Raw genomic sequence first — 17,995 nt, 5'->3', positions numbered from 1 at the left:
AAACACTGCGTGAGTTACAGTGAAGTGAAAAAGGTATTTCATTATTTTACAATTAGCGTCTTTCAGCTTTTCCTGTAATAATTTTCAAGTCTGCCATAGCAGCTTTAAAAGCGTAATTGTACGTTAGTTAACGTAATATATTGTAATATTACCTATAAAAAGTAATTTTTTCTCAATAAATTATGAAAAAGAGGCCTCATTTACCAAGACCTCTTTTTGTGCTTATTTTAATTGTTCAATATTTTTTTTAAGTTCTTTTACCTGCTTGATGCTAGATTGAATTCCATTTGTAGAGAAGTACCATTCTTTAGGGTCTAATTCTACAATTTGTTTTTTCTTAACAGCAGCAACTTCTTTTAATACATCATTGTTCAAAATTTTGCTGCTCGTCCCTTTTCCAGAAGTAGCTTTGTCTCGATCCATAGCAAAAATAATATCTGGATTTTCTTCAGCTACATATTCTAAGCTTACAGGTTTCCCATGAGGCCCTGCTTTTATTTTTTCATCAGCTGGTTTCATTCCTATTTCATTATATATCAAGCCACCAAAACAATCTTTAGGCCCATATGTTGAAAGTTCACCTTCACTCGTTAGTAGTATCATTGATTTATCACTTATTTTTGCTGCTATTTTTTTTGTATCATTACTAATATCATCTAATTTTTTTATATATTTTTGTGCTTTAGATGATTCATCAAATATTTTCCCTAAATCTCTTGTATTTTTTTTAATAGAACTTAACGTTTGCTCATCGTCTGTACCTATGTATAACAATTTTGCATTCGGTGCTGCTTTTTTGAGTTCGTCGAGTACTTGTTTGCTAGCCGTACGTCCGGAGAATATAATTAAATCTGGCTTTTGTTTCGCAACAGCATTATAATTGGGTTTACCTAATTCTCCAACATTAGCGTATTTTTTTTGCTTAAAGGTTGCTAAATCATCAGGTAGACTTTCTCCGTTTTTACCTTTTGCAATACCTTTAATCGCTGATGAATGACCTAGTGCCTTAATCGTATCGACTGCACCATAATCAAAAGTGACAATACGTTTCGGATTTTTGGGAATAGTAACAGTTCCTTTTTTAACTTCAGCATCTTTACCATCTTTTCTGTCTCCACGTAAATTATATTTCGTTTTAATTTTTACTACATCTTTCTTTTTTTCATTACTTTTGCTTTGGCCACATGCTGACAATAAAACCGCTACAACTATAAGTAAGATAAATTTTTTCATTTAATTAACACCCTCGTTTTTTATTTTTATATAATGACTGCTTTAAAGAGACCTGTAGACTCGAATATAAATTTTAAATATCTGCTATGAGATTTACCGACAAATAGCATAGAGCACTTATAATTTTTTGCCTTCTCTATTGTATTCATTGCCATTTTATAATTTCTTTGTGACCAATGATTGATGAATTGTATTCCTACATCTCCAGCTTGCATAAGCATGTAAAAATATTTCTCTAATGGAATGACTTCCCTCGATTGATTTAGCATAGAAGATAGCATGCTACCTTTCTTATCCTTTGCTTGACTATGCTGACTTTTAAAATCAGTCATTTGCTGATATAGGTCCGGTTTATTATTTTGTAACATTGTTTCAGCTTTATTTTGTAAGACTTTTCTCTGTGCTTTATCGTTATCATCTATAGGATGAATGTCAATACCTCTTAATAGCGAAAGAGGCATGGCTGCAAAATGAAACTCTGTAAAATATGAGGGTGATTTATTGCGCTCTAATTGTATTAAATCTTTAGCAATTTCATGTTCATTAGCTTTATCTAATTCAATAAATAATGCTTCTGGATTAAACTGATTGAGATAATTTGATACAGCAATGCCTTCTTTATAATAGTAATCTAAGGGTTTATATTGACTTAATTCTTCTTCTGTTCCTCTGATGTGGGGCAAATTAACTATGTATATGGTATTCATATTGGGAGACCTCCATAGTCGTTTTTATATAATTTCTAAAAAATAGACATGTTATAATTGAGAACTTTTCTCAATTATAACATGTCTATGCTCATATACAATTAAATTTTTTATATGCTTAACCTTTAAAGTGACAAAATTGTAAGGAAAAATTTGTTTTCATCGCCTACGCTTACTTGTAGAATGTGCATTATATTAAAAGAAACGAGGGATAAAATGAACGAACGAAAAGGTACAGCTTCATTATCAAGGATTAATATCATTGATGTTATACGCGGTGTAGCAATCATTGGTATTCTATTAATCAATATTCATTATTTTGAGCCCTCTGATATAAAAAGTATAAAAATTGACGCTTTTGACAGTAAAATGATTAATTATATAGAAATGTTCAGCTTAAACAAATTTCATTTTATATTTGCATTTTTGTTTGGTGTTAGCTCCTCTATTTTTATAACTAATTTACAACAGAAACACCTAACGATTTGGGTCTATATTCGTCGAATGATTATCCTTTTCATTGTGGGTGCACTCAGTTCTTTTTTATGGAATGGAGATATTCTTAAGCTATATGCTGCTATGGCAATCATACTGCTATTATTCCAAAAATTTTCTACTAAAATCAAACTAAGTTTTGGCCTTTTATTAATTGCATTGGGAAACTTATTGCCAGTATTAATTAAGTTTTTGGAAATAAAGGGGGTTCACATTCCTTCTTTAATTAATTCCTTTGTTTTATTGATGGTCATGTTGTCAACATTAGGACATATGTTATTAGGACAAGCACTTTATTATTTAGGCATTTTTACGAATAAAGCGCTATTACCAAAATTAAAAATATACTGGCTTATATTATTGTTAATAACAATAACTTTATGGTCAATTACACTATTAATCCAAAATCAAGACATGTTACACACGTTTAAACAAAACAGCGGTCCGATTATTGGTATGTTTTATATTTTATCTATTATCCTTGTATACCAATTCCGACCTTTCCAACGAGGACTAACCCTGCTTATACCCTATGGTAAAATGGCATTTACAAACTATTTAGGTCAAACAATTATAGGTGTCGTTATTTTCACACCCATATTTTCAAACTACACCGTTCATGTTTACGGTATGCTGTTATTATATGGCTTAGTCATAGTGTTTCAACTTTTATTTTCATTTATATGGATGCATTACTTCTTATTCGGTCCTTTAGAATGGTTATGGCGTTGTGGCACATATTTAAAAATACAGCCAATTAAAAGATCGAAAAATTAATACTTTCTTAAAATCAAGGATTGATCGTTATAAACTATATGTCCATAACTACTTTTAGCTATTAAGCATGTTTCAATATTCCTCGATTATATTGTTATCACCTCGTGTAGAAAACGTTAAAAATACTTAACAAATATATCTCTATAGGATAATATATATTGTATTCTAAAAACGAATATTTGTTTAACGTACATTAACTATATGGAGATGTTTAAATGATAAATGAAAAAGCGCTTGGATTAGGCGGAGGCGGTATTACAGGTATTGCTTGGGAATCTGGCGTTTTAGCTGGATTAATTGATTCTGGTGTTCTTGTGAACCATGCCGATAAAATACTAGGAAGTTCAGCAGGATCTTACGTCGGCTCAATTTTAGCACATGGACAAAATATGAAGACTTACTATGAACAACTAGCAATTAACCGAGACAATACAGATAACGCACAACTAGCAATTAACCGAGACAATACAGATAACGCACAACTAGATCCATCTTTATTTGAATTATGGCGCGAAGCGTTTGTGCAAGGAAAGACAGATGAACAAGTCATTGGTAAATACCTAGGTGATATTATTAATAAAAATCCTTCTCCAGTATCGCTTGAAGAGCGAGAGCGTTCAGTACGTAAAAGAATAGGTAATGTGGATTGGACACCTCAACTGGAAATTACCGCTATTAATGCTCAGACCGGAGCACTTGAAGTCTTTAATGAATCAAGTGGCATAAGTTTAATTGAAGCAGTTATGGCAAGTGGTGCAGTCCCAGGTATATGGCCACATGTTGATATGCTCGACGCTTCATGGATAGACGGTGGCATGATTTCTTCCACCAACGCACAACTAATGGCAAATTATAAAGATATTATCATCTTGGCACCGTTAGATCAGAAACAAGGTTTAGTTCCTTCAGTTTATGAAGATGTTGAAACCCTGAAAGTAAATAGCAACGTAACATTAATAACACCAGATCAAAATAGTAGAAATATAATAGGAACAAATATTTATTCATCACAACATATAAAAGAAATTGGTGATGCTGGTTATCAACAAGGAAAAATGATAGGACGTGACGCCTTAGACGAATTAAAACACTGGCAATAAAATTTTTAGCCGGTGAATGATTGTATAAAATTTGGAATAAAGCGTTATTTAGGCTATGATTTTTTTAAGTTAACAGCAGGCAAAGCGAATATTAGGATTACTATAGCTAATATCACAAGATAAACATCAATATAGAATTAAATGTGATTATAGATTGTTTAAGCTATTATCTTTAACGTAATTAAGTGTTCTTATAATGACCAAAAACTTATATTACTCACCCAGAGTGAGATTTGAATAATATAAAGAAAAGAGCGTGCACATACACGCTCTTTTCTTTATTTGTGACAATTAATTACTTTCTTTGAAAAAAGAAATAAGTTTATGGGGACTATCTTTTCCTAACACGTTATCTAAAGCTTCATGAGACTCTTTAGCTTCTTCTTCACTTCGCGGAAACATTTTCTTTTCATACGCTTCAATTGCTACATCGATATGATCAAAGTTATTTTCAATAGCATTGGCAAGGTCATAAGCATCTATCATTGCTAAATTAGCGCCCTCCCCAGACGGTGCCATTAAATGTGCAGCATCCCCTATTAAAGTAACACCACTTTTAGCAGTCCAACGATGTTTATCCGGTAAAGCATAAATCATGCGCGGAATAATATGAGTATCACTATCCTGTATTAATGACAATAATTCTGGTGCCCATCCTTCAAATTGTGATGAAATAGTATCAATTGATGCTTTTTTCTCTGAAAAATCGATGTTTTTAATCCACTCTGCTGTACAATTTAATTGAATATAAGTATGAATGGTATCATTAGGCTCACGATGTGCTGTCATGCCTTTGTTAGGTGATAGCGCAAAGCAAGCTCCTTGTCCTACAGCATGTGCTGTTTCAGGATATTTTTCATCAACATTATATAAGTAAGCGTCTAAAAACGTAGTACCCTTATATTCAGGTTTAACATCTGTTAATACCTTACGAACTTTTGACCATGCGCCATCTGCGCCAATCAGAATATTACTAGTTATAGAAGTGTTATCTTGGAAATCGACTTGATATTTTCCATCTGCTATCTCTTGAACATTGCTAACTTTTTTATCCCAAATAATCATATCAGAAGGTAAAGAATCTATTAGAATTTTTCTTAAATAACCTCTTAAAACCTCTGGTCGACCATTTGATTCATCACTTGGCAGATCTAATAATATGCTGCCATCAGTATCTAAAAATCTCACGGCATCAGCGCCTTCATGGATTATAGAAGTAAATTCTTCCCATAAGTTGGCCTCTTTTAATGCTATTTGACCATTATAATCATGAATATCTAATTGTCCGCCCTGTGTACGCGCATTAGGTGAAGCATCAGATTCATATACTTTTGCAGGAATGCCTTTAACATATAAAATTCTGGCTAATGTTAATCCACCTATGCCTCCACCAATAATCGCAATTTCATTTGTATCTTTTTTCATTGAGCTGTCTCCTTTAAGGTTTAATTTTACATATATTAATATTCTTGGTTTAGCAAAAATTATGTTTCCAAGCATATTATTTTATTTCGATATATCGTAATATAAACAATATATCGAAATAGATCAAGTTATTAATTTAATCCGCTTATAGTTCGTGATTTATAGATTCATGTGTAGGTATGTCTTCTTTACTATTGAAATTACAATATCTCCACCAACATACAAATTGCTAGTCATGCTTGCTCAAATAATATTTCATTGGCTATGCTCTCCTACTGCACAAATACCTATTAGCCTCCATAACCGTTGTAAACTAGCAATTCATACCAGTCAATTTATTTCTCAAATTATGATTAACTCTAATAATATTCAGGTAAATACATATTAATATCCTATTCTTATTGGAGGACGAAACAATGCGTTTTATATTTAAAAACGACCAGCAACAAGTCGTAGTTACCGACAATAACGCTAGTGTACCTAATGACGGGCGGTTTATATGGTATGACAGTCGTCATCCATCTGATGAAGACAAAGATTTTCTGGAGCATCATTTTAGTTTGGATAAGCATAAAATTGAAGAGTCTATCTATACAATTTCACGACCCCAAATTGATGTTGATGCGCATCAAAAAAATAAGTATTTTGTATTCCATGCCATTACAAACAATGATTTTTCAGCCAATCCTTTAAGTATTACAGCTTTTGAAAATTTGATGGTAACAGTACATGAAAATAATATTGCAGTACTTGATCAAGTCATTGAACAAGTACAAAATGGTAAGCTTACGTTTGATAACGAAAGCATTACTTTAGCAATTTTAGATAATATAACCAACAGTTACTTTAAATATGTAAATGATATTGAAGATACTGTATTTTCTTTTGAATATAGGAACGTGAATGTGACCAAAAACAATAAATTAATGGATGACGTATTTGATATACGCTCGGAAATCATTAAACTAAAACGCGTCTTATTGCCTATGCAACAAATGATAGATGACGTTACAGAGAATAATGTGCTTGCTTCAATCCCTATAAATCGCAGACTTATTAAACATATTCAAAACAGACTAAAAAAACAAAATGATACTTTAGCAGCCAGTGAAAGCATTACCGAGGAAATTAAAGATAATAACGAATCTTATCGTTCAAACAAAATTAACAACGTCATGAACGTACTTACGATGATTACCTCTATTTTCTTCCCTCTATCCTTATTAACTGGATGGTATGGTATGAACTTTTCATTTATGCCAGAACTACAGTGGAAGTATAGCTATTTCATCTTTATTGCCATAATGGCAATAATAACCATTTGGTTAATCTTATTATTTAAAAAGAAAAAATGGTTTTAAGAAAACTCCCCAGGCTATGATTAATCGGGGAGTTTATATATACTTTTATTTATTAAACTTATGTTGTTTTTGATAATAACGAGCAAGATGTACGTCGTGTAAAAAAGCGATAAGTGGTCTAATCGTATCAGGGTTAGATGGACCTGAATTTCCTGAACCTTCCCGTTCATGGAGCGATAAACATGGTTCGGATATGATTATAAGTAAGGTTAAACAAAGCGAGAAACCTGTAACTATTGTGGCCACAGGTCCATTAACGAATGTAGCTTTGGCACTCACTAAGAGACCTGAAATCAAAGAAAATATTGAAGAGATTGTCATTATGGGTGGCGGTACATTTGGTAACTGGACACCGACTGCTGAATTTAATATATGGGCAGATCCTGAAGCAGCTAAAAAGGTTTTTGATAGTGGATTACCTATTACTGTTATGGGTCTAGACATTACACATCAGGCAATAGCTACACAAAAAGTTATAAAACAAATAAACAATATCGACAATCCAGTAGCTAATATCGTTAGTGACTTGTTGACATTTCTTGCTCACACATATAAAGAAAGTTTTAATTTTAACGATGGACCACCGCTTCACGACGTACTAACTATTGCTTATTGTATCGCACCTAATTTATTTACATTTAAGGACGTTAATATATCTATAGAAACAAAGGTAGCATACACACTTGGCACTACTTGTGTAGATTTAGTTGGTGTGACTCATAAGCCATTTAACGCTAAGTTTGGTGTAGAACTTGATGTTGAAGGTTTTTGGAAATTAATGATAGCGGCTATATCAAAATATTAATAATTAAAAAAGGAAGGAACTCAAATGAGTTACCCTCCTTTTTTATATAATGCCATATGCTTGTAATAGTTGCTGTTCATCTCCGGTTATCCATCCAAATATAACTGGCTTATTTTGCCGTATTTGTAGTAAATAATGCGCGTTAAATGGAACTGTTATCTCATGACCATTTTTAAGATAAGTTGCCTGCCATGTCGTATGGGCTATAACGTGTAGCTCATCTATTTTAGTCACCGAGACGTCTAAAAACTTCATTTCTTGTGTGCCTATCGCTCGATAATATTTATAGCCCTCATGCATCATTTGTAGGAACGTTTCATTGTTGTAGCCAGTATTTATGGCATTAGGATTAGCAGCAATAAATGATTCTGCATAAAATTGACTTAATGTTTCTGTATCGCTTTGTTGTTTTATTGCTTGATTAAACTGCCTTTCATACGCTTGAAAAAATGTAGTTACCTGTTTTTCAAAAGTGAATTTATCGATAACTAATAACCACCTTTATCCTTCAACTTTAAACTATCGGGATTATTTGATGTGCATGTTGGTTAGTAAATTCATGTGGCCAATTAACGTTAAGTTGTTGCCATTGTTGGCCGCCATTTTCTGAATAAAAGACGCCTTTATTATTTGCTGCATAGAATACACCCTCATATTCAGTTAACGCTGAAATAATAGTACCTTGTTGTTCCGGTAAGCCTTCCGTTGCCTCTATCCACTTGGCATCTTTGTCATTTTGACGATAATAAATTGTTGATTCTGTATCATCTGTATAACTATGTGCCTTATATGGAGACTTAGCCGTTGCAATAACAAGCTGATCATCTTCATTTACTGCTAAACTATAGCCGTATTTTGCTTCAATGCCTTCGTTGATATCTTGCCATGTGGCACCATAATCAGTACTTTCAATAACTGTACCATGACCAGTATTTAAAAAGGCATCTCCACATACGCCATACAATTTATTAGGTATAGTTGGATGTATACGTAGTACATGAATGTCTACAGGTGCATAACTCGCTTTATTTGCTTGCCAACTTCGTCCGTAATCTTCTGAATATAGCATGCCGCCCGCTTCTATTGTGACAAATATATTTTGTGGTTGTTGTAAGTTACTTGCCTGCCATTTTACATGATGTGTATGCGGTCTCGGTGGAAAGAACCACTTATCCTTCCCTTCAATGTGTGAAAAATTAGTTACTATTTCAAAACTTGCACCTTGATCATAAGAAACGAATAAGGCACTTGGTTCAGTTCCAACGAGTAACATAGATGATTTCCCATCTTCATTTTTGTATGCTTTTACAGAAGTGACACGCGTCATGTGTATATCTTCTTGCTTGAAAGCATCATTATTTTTAAATCGTGTGCCTATCGGTATCCACGTTTCACCACTATCGTCACTTTTCCATAACCCACGATCAAAAGTGCCACAATACATTATATTCGGATTAATTGGATCTTGCGTTACGGCAATGGGATTAGCACCTTTAAATTTAGATTCGATACGGTATTCATCATGCTCCTGTGTAAATAAAAGTAGTGCATTATCATAAGTTACTATAAATTGTTTCATACAAACATCACTCTACTCTCAATAATTTTTAAGCTATTCAGTCTATATTATAGTTTAAACATATTACTCTTTTTTATTGGAAGCAACGAAAGCAACTTGTTTCTTATCATCACAGTTTTTATAGATATATAAAAGCCAAACTACTGAATACTATGTTTACAAACAATAATACTGATAAGAGAATAGACATTTGTTGCTTTGCTATTAAACCAAAGCGTAATAACAATATACAGTATATTATGGCACTGATTATACTAGTGATATAAGTAATCCACGTATTTGATTGTTCAGTTATACCATTAAAAGTTAAAACGAGAACAAGCATCATAATAGTACCTGGTAAGACTGACAGCATGATTAAATACAAATTAATTCCTAAAGTGAACTTTCTTTTTTCACCTATCACTTTAACTAGAAATTTATAAATAACAGCTTGGACTACTATAAAGCATGCGGCAATAATTATTGCTATTATGGCTAAAATATTAATGATTAGCTCATTTGCTATGTCTTCTCCTAATAATTTATTGAACTCATCTGCTATTATCTTCTTACTTATAAAATAAGAAATTACTAAATCACTGATATACATAATAATAAAATATATCAGTTGCTGCCTAGCAAGCCTCATTTTCATGTCGATCATCCCTCATTTTCTGTTGATTCTTTGCTGTTGTCAGTTTCTTTAAATTAAATTTAATGTCTTACATATTACAAGTCAATAATAATAAAAAATTATTTTATGTCATATCAGGTATTTCTAAATTAAAAAACTCTAATTCTCGCATAGGGAATGGAAAATTAGAGCTTTCAAAGTGACTATTTATATAATTTAATTTTAATTTCATAATAATCATCGTATTCTTTGCCTTTATGTTCAACTTGAATACCTGATTTTTCTATTGCTTCTATACTTTTACCTACTTCGTCACGTGCCTGTGTTAAATCCTTAGAAAATTGAAATTTCTGTGCTTTAACTTTTTCAGGACCAACTTTTTGTTTTACACGCGCCTCTGTTTGCTTAACGTTTAACTTCTGGCTTATAATCTGCTCTACCATCTCAGCTTGATCTTCTTGAGATAGGCTTAATAAGGCACGCGCATGTCGTTCTGTAATTTTATTCTCACGTAAGCGCTCTATCACTTTAGGATCAAGTTTTAATAATCTTAATTTGTTGGCGATAAAACTTTGACTCTTTCCAACACTTTTAGCCAACTCGTGTTGCGTCGTATCACCAATATCTAATAATTTCTTATACGCTTCCGCTTCTTCAATCACAGATAAATTTTCACGTTGTATATTTTCAATCAAAGCTACGACTGCAGTCTCTTCGTCATCTAACGAACGAATAATCACATCGGCATGCGTATGTTGCAGTGATTGTAACGCTCTAAAACGACGTTCACCAGCAATAATTTCATACATATCCTCTTCAATTGGACGCACAACGATAGGTTGAAGTAAGCCATGTTCAGCTATTGATTCTGCAAGTTCTTTTATTTTATTTGGCTCAAATACTTGTCTTGGTTGATAACGGTTAGGGACGATGCGTTCAATGTGTATAGACTCAACATTATTATTGTACTCCTCTTCGATATAACCAACGATGTCATCTTTATTTTTTAAACCAAATAATTTAGAAAAAGGTTTTTTCATAATTAATGCGCTCCCTCTAAATTAGTTGTTATTGCTACTATTTTGTTAATGGTGATTTATTCGGCATACCTGGTTTTCTAGGATATTTTTTAGGTGTCAGACTTCGCTTTTCGAAAATCATCATTTGTCGTTCACCAGCATCTTCTGGTAATTCATACGAAATCATTTGTTCTAGCTTACCACCGAAAATACCAATCCCAAATTTAGCATCATCTAATTCTTCATCACCTTTGGTCGATTTTAATGCTATAAATCGACCACCTTTTTTAACAAGTGGTAAACATAACTCGCTTAACACTGAAAGTCGTGCCACGGCTCTCGCTGTAACAATATCATAAGACTCCCTGCAGTCTCCTTTACCGAATGTTTCAGCACGATCATGCACAAAGCTCACCTGCTCTAATTCTAGTTCAGCTGCTAAATGATTTAAAAATTGAATACGCTTGTTTAAAGAATCAACAATTGTAACTTTCAACTCAGGGTAAACGATTTTTAATGGAATACTAGGAAAACCTGCACCAGCACCAACATCACAAATACTATAATCTTTATCCATATCAGTATAAAAACTCGGCGCTATTGAATCATAAAAATGTTTTAAATAAACGTCATGTTCGTCTGTGATACTCGTAAGATTCATTTTTTCATTCCATTCAAATAGTAGTGCGTAATACTTTTGAAATTGCTGTTGCTGTTGTTCAGATAAAATTATATCTTGTTCTGCCAGCTGGTCAGTTAACCATTGTATACTCATGTTAATTATCCACCTTTTGGATTTTTCCTTGTTCTAAATACACTAATAAAATAGAAATATCTGCAGGATTAACACCAGAAATACGTGATGCTTGTGCAATATTTAATGGCTTAACTTCTTTAAGTTTTTCACGTGCTTCTGACGCTAGGCTTTCTACTTTAGAATAATCGATGTTTTCAGGAATTTTCTTCTCTTCCATACGTTTTACTTTTTCAACTTGTTGTAATGATTTATTGATATAACCTTCGTATTTAGTTTGAATTTCAACTTGCTCCTCAACATCTGCTGGTAACTTATAACTTTCTTCTAAAATATCTAAAATAATGTCATAAGTCATTTCAGGACGACGTAACAATTCAATAGCTAAAATACCATCTTTTAGAATTGAACCACCGTGAGATTCAATTATTTCTTGTACGCGTGCATGTGGTTTAACACGGATTGACGCTAAACGATCTTGTTCGGCTTTAATCAAATCACGCTTTTCATTAAAACGTGCATAACGTTCTTCTGAAACCATGCCTAACTCATAACCTAAATCTGTTAAACGTAAATCTGCATTATCATGACGTAATAGTAAACGATATTCGGCACGAGAAGTTAATAGACGATATGGTTCATTCGTACCTTTAGTTACTAAGTCATCGATCAATACACCGATATATGCATCAGAACGACTTAAGATTGTTGCTTCTTTACCAAGCACTCTGCCTGCTGCATTAATACCCGCCATAATACCTTGTCCTGCCGCTTCTTCATAGCCTGATGTACCGTTAATTTGACCAGCAGTATATAGGTTTTTAATTTTCTTAGTTTCTAATGTTGGCCATAGTTGTGTAGGCACAATCGCATCGTATTCGATTGCGTAACCTACACGCATCATATCAGCATGCTCTAAACCAGGTATTGTAGCTAACATTTGTCTTTGTACATGTTCAGGTAAACTTGTAGATAGTCCTTGTACATATACTTCATTAGTTGAACGACCTTCTGGTTCTAAGAATAGTTGGTGACGTGGTTTATCATTGAAACGTACAAATTTATCTTCAATTGATGGACAGTATCTCGGACCAGTACCTTTAACCATGCCTGAATACATTGCTGAAAGATGTAAATTATCATCAATAACTTTATGTGTTTCTTCATTTGTGTAAGTTAACCAACATGGTAATTGATCTAAAATATATTCAGTCGTCTCGAAACTAAACGCTCTGCCTACGTCATCACCAGGTTGAATTTCCGTTTTATCATAATCGATTGTTTTGGCATTAACACGTGGTGGCGTACCTGTTTTGAATCTAACAACTTCAAAACCTAAACCTCTTAAATTATCAGCTAATGTTACTGAAGGTAATTGGTGGTTTGGACCACTTGAATATTTCATATTACCAAGAATAATTTCACCGCGTAAAAATGTACCTGTCGTTACGATAACTGCTTCTGCATAATACTCTGAACCAATATTTGTGCGCACACCTTTGATTACGTCGTCTTCAATAATTAAATCGTCGACCATACCTTGCATTACTTCTAGATTATCTTCTTCTTCAATCACGCGTTTCATTTCTTGTTGATATAATACTTTATCCGCTTGCGCACGTAACGCACGTACTGCTGGGCCTTTCCCAGTATTTAGCATACGCATTTGAATATGTGTACGGTCAATCGCTTTTGCCATTTGGCCACCTAATGCATCGATTTCACGAACAACAATGCCTTTAGCCGGCCCTCCAACTGATGGATTACAAGGCATAAACGCAATATTATCTAAATTAATCGTTAACATTAACGTTTTTGCACCACGTCTAGCTGATGCTAAACCTGCTTCAATCCCAGCATGTCCGGCTCCAATTACAATGACATCATATTTTTGAGCCATAAATTATTTCCTCCTTTTATTTTCCTAAGCAGAACTGACTAAATAATTGATCGATAAGTTCATCACTAGCCGATTCTCCAATAATTTCACCTAAAGTTTCCCAAGTTCTCGTCAGATCAATTTGTACCATATCCATAGGCACTCCTGATTCGGCTGCATCAATTGCATCTTGTATCGCATTACGCGCTTGCTTCAGTAACGAAATGTGGCGTGAATTTGAAACGTAAGTCATATCTTGGTTTTGCACGTCTCCACCAAAAAACAAGTCTCTAATTTGTATTTCTAATTCATCTATACCTTCTTGTTTTAACATTGAGGTTTCTATAAGAGGTGTCTCCCCTACCATCTCATATACTTCATCTAAATCTAGATTTTGTTCTAAATCCATCTTATTAATAATAACTATTGCGTCTTCATTTTTAATTACTTCATATAATTGTTTATCTTCATGTGTTAATGGTTCATTATAATTTAAGACGAATAATATTAAATCTGCTTCGCTAAGTGCTTTCCTAGAACGTTCTACGCCAATACGTTCAACAATGTCTTCCGTATCTCTTATACCGGCTGTATCGACTAAACGAAGCGGAACGCCACGGACATTAACATATTCCTCTAAAGTATCTCTCGTTGTACCTGCTACTTCAGTTACGATAGCTTTATTATCTTGAATTAGGTTGTTTAACATCGAAGATTTTCCAACATTAGGCTTTCCTACTATTACTGTAGATAAACCTTCACGCATGATCTTACCTTGGGTACCTGTATCTAGTAATTTATTAATCTCACCTTTAATGTGTTGAGACTGCTTAAGTAAAAATTCTGTCGTTGCATCTTCGACATCATCATATTCAGGATAATCAATATTCACTTCAACTTGTGCAAGGATTTCAAGAATGGATTGACGTTGTCGCTTAATCATATCACTTAAACGGCCTTCAATTTGATTCATAGCGACTTTAGAAGCACGATCTGTCTTAGAACGTATAAAATCCATAACTGCTTCTGCTTGGGATAAATCGATACGCCCATTTAAAAATGCTCTTTTCGTAAATTCACCAGGTTCTGCCATGCGTGCACCATGAGTCATTGTTAATTCTAGTACGCGGTTAATAGTTAATATGCCACCATGACAATTAATTTCTATTATATTCTCTCTAGTAAAAGTTTTAGGGGCACGTAACACAGAAACCATTACTTCTTCTACAACCTCATCTGTTTCTGGATCAATGATATGACCATAGTTAATCGTATGCGTCTGTGCATCAGCTAACTTTTGTTTACCACGGTACAAACTATCTGCTATTTCAATTGCGTTTACGCCTGATAAACGTACAATGCCTATAGCCCCCTCCCCCATCGGTGTGGAGATACTAGTAATCGTGTCTAATTCCATCATCCTTCTCGCCTCCTTATCACATAATTTATTACTGTAATATTGTAAAGATTTTCTTTAGAAAAAGCTAACATATTGACTATTAATCGTACGGATAGCCTTCGGTTTGTCTGAAGTAAGACATGCGACAGTCTAAAATTATTTAATCTTTTTGTTGAATACCTTAGCTATTTTAAGCACGTGTTCTAAGCTTGATTGTATTTCTAATGCGGTCATATTTTTAGCTGGCTGCCTTGCTATAATTATTATGTCTACAGGGATAATATCGTCTTTATGCACTTTAAAGTTTTCTCTTATTCCCCTCTTAATTCTGTTTCTCACAACAGCATTACCCAACTTCTTAGAGACGCTTATACCTAATCTAAAATGTTCTAACTCTTCTTTGTGTTTAATATATACAACAAACTGCTTATTTGCGACAGATTTTCCATTTTTATAAATAAACTGGAAATCCTTATTTCTTTTAATACGATAAGCTTTTTCCACTCACAATCACTCGCCTGTCCATATCTTCAATTAAAAAATTATATATCTCAAATATTAACCACTCGTAATATTTAATCTTCATTATATAGTCGTATAATAACAAAATTTTAATCACTGAAATAGCTAATTAAAATCAAAAAAAAGACCACTGATGAGTCAGTGATCTTATGCAGATAAAACTTTACGGCCTTTACGACGACGACGTGCTAAGACTTTACGTCCGTTTTTAGTGCTCATGCGTTTTCTGAAACCATGAACTTTACTATGTTTACGTTTATTTGGTTGATAAGTACGTTTTACCATGCAAAAACACCTCCATCTTTATTCAGTTATCTAACTATTATATAGATAAATTAAGTATACGTTTCTGCTAATTAGTCTTGATTTAACTTTACTAATTTCTAGTCATAATTCAAGCAACTACTAAAATATAACAAATTCCAATTTATAAAGCAAGCACAATTTTAATTGACCTATTGACTCATTTTGGCTCAACTACTATCTATTAAATGACGCTTTACAGAAAAACCGAACGTTCAAACCTTGTATTAGTGGCGTTTTTAAATATACGAACATTATTATTCATTTTCCATACAATGGATATACTTTATTTCCCAAACTGTGATAAACAGAAAAATAAAACTTAAGTTGATTTATCCACTTATACACAATTCTAAATGGAAAAACTGTGGATAATATGTTACATTTTCACAAGTTATTCGGTTATTTACTAACATATTCACAGGCATTTGACAGGTTGCGCTGTTAAAAAGTATAATTATGTGGATAAGTCATCAAATATTGATAGTTATAGGGTTTATTTTATTAGATTATGTACAAAAAGCTGTGTATAAATCATGATATGTTAAAAGTTATCCACTGATTGTTATTAACTTGTGGATAATTATCAACATGTTGTGATTATTTTTATCCACGTATGTGTTTTCTGTGTATAAGTCGAAAATTTATGGAATATGGAGTTAGTTATTATGTCAGAACAAGAAATCTGGGAGAAAGTACTTTCATTAGCTAGAGAAGAAATTAGTGAAACAAGTTATACTACATTTTTAAAAGATACTGAAATTCACGCTCTACGTGATAATGAAGCTATTATCGTGACAGACGAGGATTTCGTAGCAAATTGGTTAAATACTAAATATGCTGAAATAGTCCAATCATTACTATATAAAACGATTGGCGAAGAAGTTACACCAAAATTCTATTCAAAAAATCAACTCGAATCGATGAACGACAAGTCAACTGCTGTTGATAAACAAGAAAAAGAGCAGCCTCAAAGTGTTGATATAGCAATGGTGAGTGGAGAACAATTTAACACACATAATACATTTGATACTTTCGTAATTGGACCAGGGAATAGATTCCCACATGCTGCAAGTTTGGCAGTAGCCGAAGCGCCAGCCCAAGCGTATAATCCATTATTTATTTATGGGGGGGTTGGTCTAGGCAAAACCCATCTCATGCATGCTATTGGGCATTATGTTTTAGCCAACAATCCAAATGCAAAAGTGATCTATACATCAAGTGAAAAATTTACAAACGAGTTCATTAAATCTATTCGTGATAACGAAACAGAACGCTTTAGAGAAAAATATAGAAACATTGATGTATTGCTTATAGATGATATTCAATTTATTCAAAATAAAGAACAAACGCAAGAAGAATTTTTCCACACTTTTAATGAACTTCATCAAGCTAATAAACAAATTGTTATTTCTAGTGATCGACCACCAAAAGAAATTTCGAAACTTGAAGATCGTTTACGTTCACGTTTCGAATGGGGTTTAATTGTTGATATTACGCCTCCTGATTACGAAACTAGAATGGCGATATTGCAAAAGAAAATAGAGGAAGAGAACTTAAATATTCCGACAGAAGCATTAACTTATATTGCAAATCAAATTCAATCAAATATTCGTGAGCTTGAAGGGGCGCTAACACGTGTACTCGCTTTTTCAAAACTACATGGCCAATCAATAACTACTGAATTAACTGCTGAAGCACTTAAAGATATTATTCAAGCACCTAAATCTAAAAAGATTACGATTCAGGATATTCAAAAAGTTGTCGGTGACTATTATAGCGTGAGAATCGAAGACTTTAGTGCCAAAAAACGTACTAAATCCATCGCTTATCCGCGGCAAATAGCAATGTATTTATCACGCGAATTAACCGATTTTTCACTCCCTAAAATTGGAGAAGAATTTGGCGGACGTGACCATACAACTGTTATCCACGCTCATGAAAAAATTAGTACCGACACAAAAAACGATCCAACTTTTAAACAAGAAGTAGAAAATCTTGAAAAAGAAATAAGAAATCAA

17 protein-coding genes are annotated in these 17,995 nt (G+C 33.2%); 5 read left to right on the top strand and 12 right to left on the bottom strand.

Annotated features, from left to right (window positions below):
- Positions 1–222: 222 nt before the first annotated feature.
- Both RPL90_RS12445 and RPL90_RS12440 read right to left on the bottom strand, forming a co-directional pair.
- Positions 223–1,233: a siderophore ABC transporter substrate-binding protein gene (locus RPL90_RS12445; protein ID WP_313550205.1), complete on the bottom strand. Its 1,011-nt coding sequence runs from the start codon at positions 1,231–1,233 to the stop codon at positions 223–225.
- A 26-nt stretch (positions 1,234–1,259) separates the two neighbouring features.
- Positions 1,260–1,940, bottom strand: coding sequence for a DUF5694 domain-containing protein (locus tag RPL90_RS12440; RefSeq protein WP_313550203.1), 681 nt, complete (start codon positions 1,938–1,940; stop codon positions 1,260–1,262).
- A 216-nt stretch (positions 1,941–2,156) separates the two neighbouring features.
- Between RPL90_RS12440 and RPL90_RS12435 the strand changes: the two genes are divergently transcribed.
- The gene (locus tag RPL90_RS12435) at positions 2,157–3,212 is read left to right on the top strand and encodes a DUF418 domain-containing protein (protein ID WP_313550200.1); all 1,056 of its coding nucleotides are present in this window, start codon (positions 2,157–2,159) and stop codon (positions 3,210–3,212) included.
- A gap of 215 nt (positions 3,213–3,427) precedes the next feature.
- Entirely contained in the window at positions 3,428–4,312 is an 885-nt protein-coding gene (locus RPL90_RS12430; RefSeq protein ID WP_313550198.1) for a patatin-like phospholipase family protein, read from the top strand.
- A 291-nt stretch (positions 4,313–4,603) separates the two neighbouring features.
- On the opposite strand, the gene RPL90_RS12425 is transcribed toward RPL90_RS12430, so the two are convergent.
- Positions 4,604–5,737, bottom strand: a complete 1,134-nt coding sequence (locus RPL90_RS12425) for an FAD-dependent oxidoreductase (RefSeq protein WP_313550195.1) — start codon at positions 5,735–5,737, stop codon at positions 4,604–4,606.
- A 416-nt stretch (positions 5,738–6,153) separates the two neighbouring features.
- Between RPL90_RS12425 and RPL90_RS12420 the strand changes: the two genes are divergently transcribed.
- Both RPL90_RS12420 and RPL90_RS12415 read left to right on the top strand, forming a co-directional pair.
- Positions 6,154–7,098, top strand: coding sequence for a CorA family divalent cation transporter (locus RPL90_RS12420; protein ID WP_313550192.1), 945 nt, complete (start codon positions 6,154–6,156; stop codon positions 7,096–7,098).
- Positions 7,099–7,207: 109 nt separating this feature from the next.
- Positions 7,208–7,903, top strand: coding sequence for a nucleoside hydrolase (locus RPL90_RS12415; RefSeq protein ID WP_313550210.1), 696 nt, complete (start codon positions 7,208–7,210; stop codon positions 7,901–7,903).
- Positions 7,904–7,945: 42 nt separating this feature from the next.
- On the opposite strand, the gene RPL90_RS12985 is transcribed toward RPL90_RS12415, so the two are convergent.
- The 9 genes from RPL90_RS12985 to rpmH all read right to left on the bottom strand — a co-directional run bounded on the left by RPL90_RS12985 (position 7,946) and on the right by rpmH (position 15,956).
- On the bottom strand, positions 7,946–8,389 hold the full coding sequence (locus RPL90_RS12985) for a DUF6841 family protein (RefSeq protein ID WP_398573870.1): 444 nt from the start codon (positions 8,387–8,389) through the stop codon (positions 7,946–7,948).
- A gap of 28 nt (positions 8,390–8,417) precedes the next feature.
- Positions 8,418–9,482: a WD40/YVTN/BNR-like repeat-containing protein gene (locus tag RPL90_RS12405; protein WP_313550186.1), complete on the bottom strand. Its 1,065-nt coding sequence runs from the start codon at positions 9,480–9,482 to the stop codon at positions 8,418–8,420.
- 118 nt (positions 9,483–9,600) lie between these two features.
- A complete protein-coding gene (locus RPL90_RS12400; protein ID WP_313550183.1) occupies positions 9,601–10,119 on the bottom strand; it encodes a hypothetical protein in 519 nt (172 codons plus the stop codon).
- Between the two features lie 182 nt (positions 10,120–10,301).
- Positions 10,302–11,138: a nucleoid occlusion protein gene (gene noc, locus RPL90_RS12395; protein WP_313550180.1), complete on the bottom strand. Its 837-nt coding sequence runs from the start codon at positions 11,136–11,138 to the stop codon at positions 10,302–10,304.
- Between the two features lie 37 nt (positions 11,139–11,175).
- Positions 11,176–11,892, bottom strand: coding sequence for a 16S rRNA (guanine(527)-N(7))-methyltransferase RsmG (rsmG, locus tag RPL90_RS12390; RefSeq protein WP_313550177.1), 717 nt, complete (start codon positions 11,890–11,892; stop codon positions 11,176–11,178).
- Position 11,893: 1 nt separating this feature from the next.
- A complete protein-coding gene (gene mnmG, locus RPL90_RS12385) occupies positions 11,894–13,771 on the bottom strand; it encodes a tRNA uridine-5-carboxymethylaminomethyl(34) synthesis enzyme MnmG (protein WP_313550174.1) in 1,878 nt (625 codons plus the stop codon).
- 16 nt (positions 13,772–13,787) lie between these two features.
- Positions 13,788–15,167: a tRNA uridine-5-carboxymethylaminomethyl(34) synthesis GTPase MnmE gene (mnmE, locus tag RPL90_RS12380; RefSeq protein ID WP_313550207.1), complete on the bottom strand. Its 1,380-nt coding sequence runs from the start codon at positions 15,165–15,167 to the stop codon at positions 13,788–13,790.
- A gap of 138 nt (positions 15,168–15,305) precedes the next feature.
- Positions 15,306–15,653, bottom strand: coding sequence for a ribonuclease P protein component (gene rnpA, locus RPL90_RS12375; protein ID WP_313550171.1), 348 nt, complete (start codon positions 15,651–15,653; stop codon positions 15,306–15,308).
- 165 nt (positions 15,654–15,818) lie between these two features.
- Positions 15,819–15,956, bottom strand: a complete 138-nt coding sequence (gene rpmH, locus RPL90_RS12370; protein WP_000240855.1) for a 50S ribosomal protein L34 — start codon at positions 15,954–15,956, stop codon at positions 15,819–15,821.
- 686 nt (positions 15,957–16,642) lie between these two features.
- Between rpmH and dnaA the strand changes: the two genes are divergently transcribed.
- Positions 16,643–17,995, top strand: a 1,353-nt coding sequence (gene dnaA / locus RPL90_RS12365) for a chromosomal replication initiator protein DnaA (protein ID WP_313550158.1), incomplete at its 3' end; no start/stop codon positions are given.

This window comes from Staphylococcus kloosii, assembly GCF_032139365.1.
Taxonomy (GTDB): domain Bacteria; phylum Bacillota; class Bacilli; order Staphylococcales; family Staphylococcaceae; genus Staphylococcus; species Staphylococcus kloosii_A.
This window is presented reverse-complemented; position numbering and strand designations above follow the sequence as displayed.

Bases quoted from the DNA above. Each gene is read 5' to 3' on its own strand.
- rsmG (WP_313550177.1), bottom strand. From the start codon at position 11,892: ATGAGTATACAATGGTTAACTGACCAGCTGGCAGAACAAGATATAATT.
- rpmH (WP_000240855.1), bottom strand. From the start codon at position 15,956: ATGGTAAAACGTACTTATCAACCAAATAAACGTAAACATAGTAAAGTT.
- mnmG (WP_313550174.1), bottom strand. From the start codon at position 13,771: ATGGCTCAAAAATATGATGTCATTGTAATTGGAGCCGGACATGCTGGG.
- RPL90_RS12440 (WP_313550203.1), bottom strand. From the start codon at position 1,940: ATGAATACCATATACATAGTTAATTTGCCCCACATCAGAGGAACAGAA.
- RPL90_RS12420 (WP_313550192.1), top strand. From the start codon at position 6,154: ATGCGTTTTATATTTAAAAACGACCAGCAACAAGTCGTAGTTACCGAC.
- RPL90_RS12425 (WP_313550195.1), bottom strand. From the start codon at position 5,737: ATGAAAAAAGATACAAATGAAATTGCGATTATTGGTGGAGGCATAGGT.
- RPL90_RS12430 (WP_313550198.1), top strand. From the start codon at position 3,428: ATGATAAATGAAAAAGCGCTTGGATTAGGCGGAGGCGGTATTACAGGT.
- mnmE (WP_313550207.1), bottom strand. From the start codon at position 15,167: ATGGAATTAGACACGATTACTAGTATCTCCACACCGATGGGGGAGGGG.
- RPL90_RS12400 (WP_313550183.1), bottom strand. From the start codon at position 10,119: ATGAAAATGAGGCTTGCTAGGCAGCAACTGATATATTTTATTATTATG.
- RPL90_RS12445 (WP_313550205.1), bottom strand. From the start codon at position 1,233: ATGAAAAAATTTATCTTACTTATAGTTGTAGCGGTTTTATTGTCAGCA.
- RPL90_RS12405 (WP_313550186.1), bottom strand. From the start codon at position 9,482: ATGAAACAATTTATAGTAACTTATGATAATGCACTACTTTTATTTACA.
- RPL90_RS12435 (WP_313550200.1), top strand. From the start codon at position 2,157: ATGAACGAACGAAAAGGTACAGCTTCATTATCAAGGATTAATATCATT.
- noc (WP_313550180.1), bottom strand. From the start codon at position 11,138: ATGAAAAAACCTTTTTCTAAATTATTTGGTTTAAAAAATAAAGATGAC.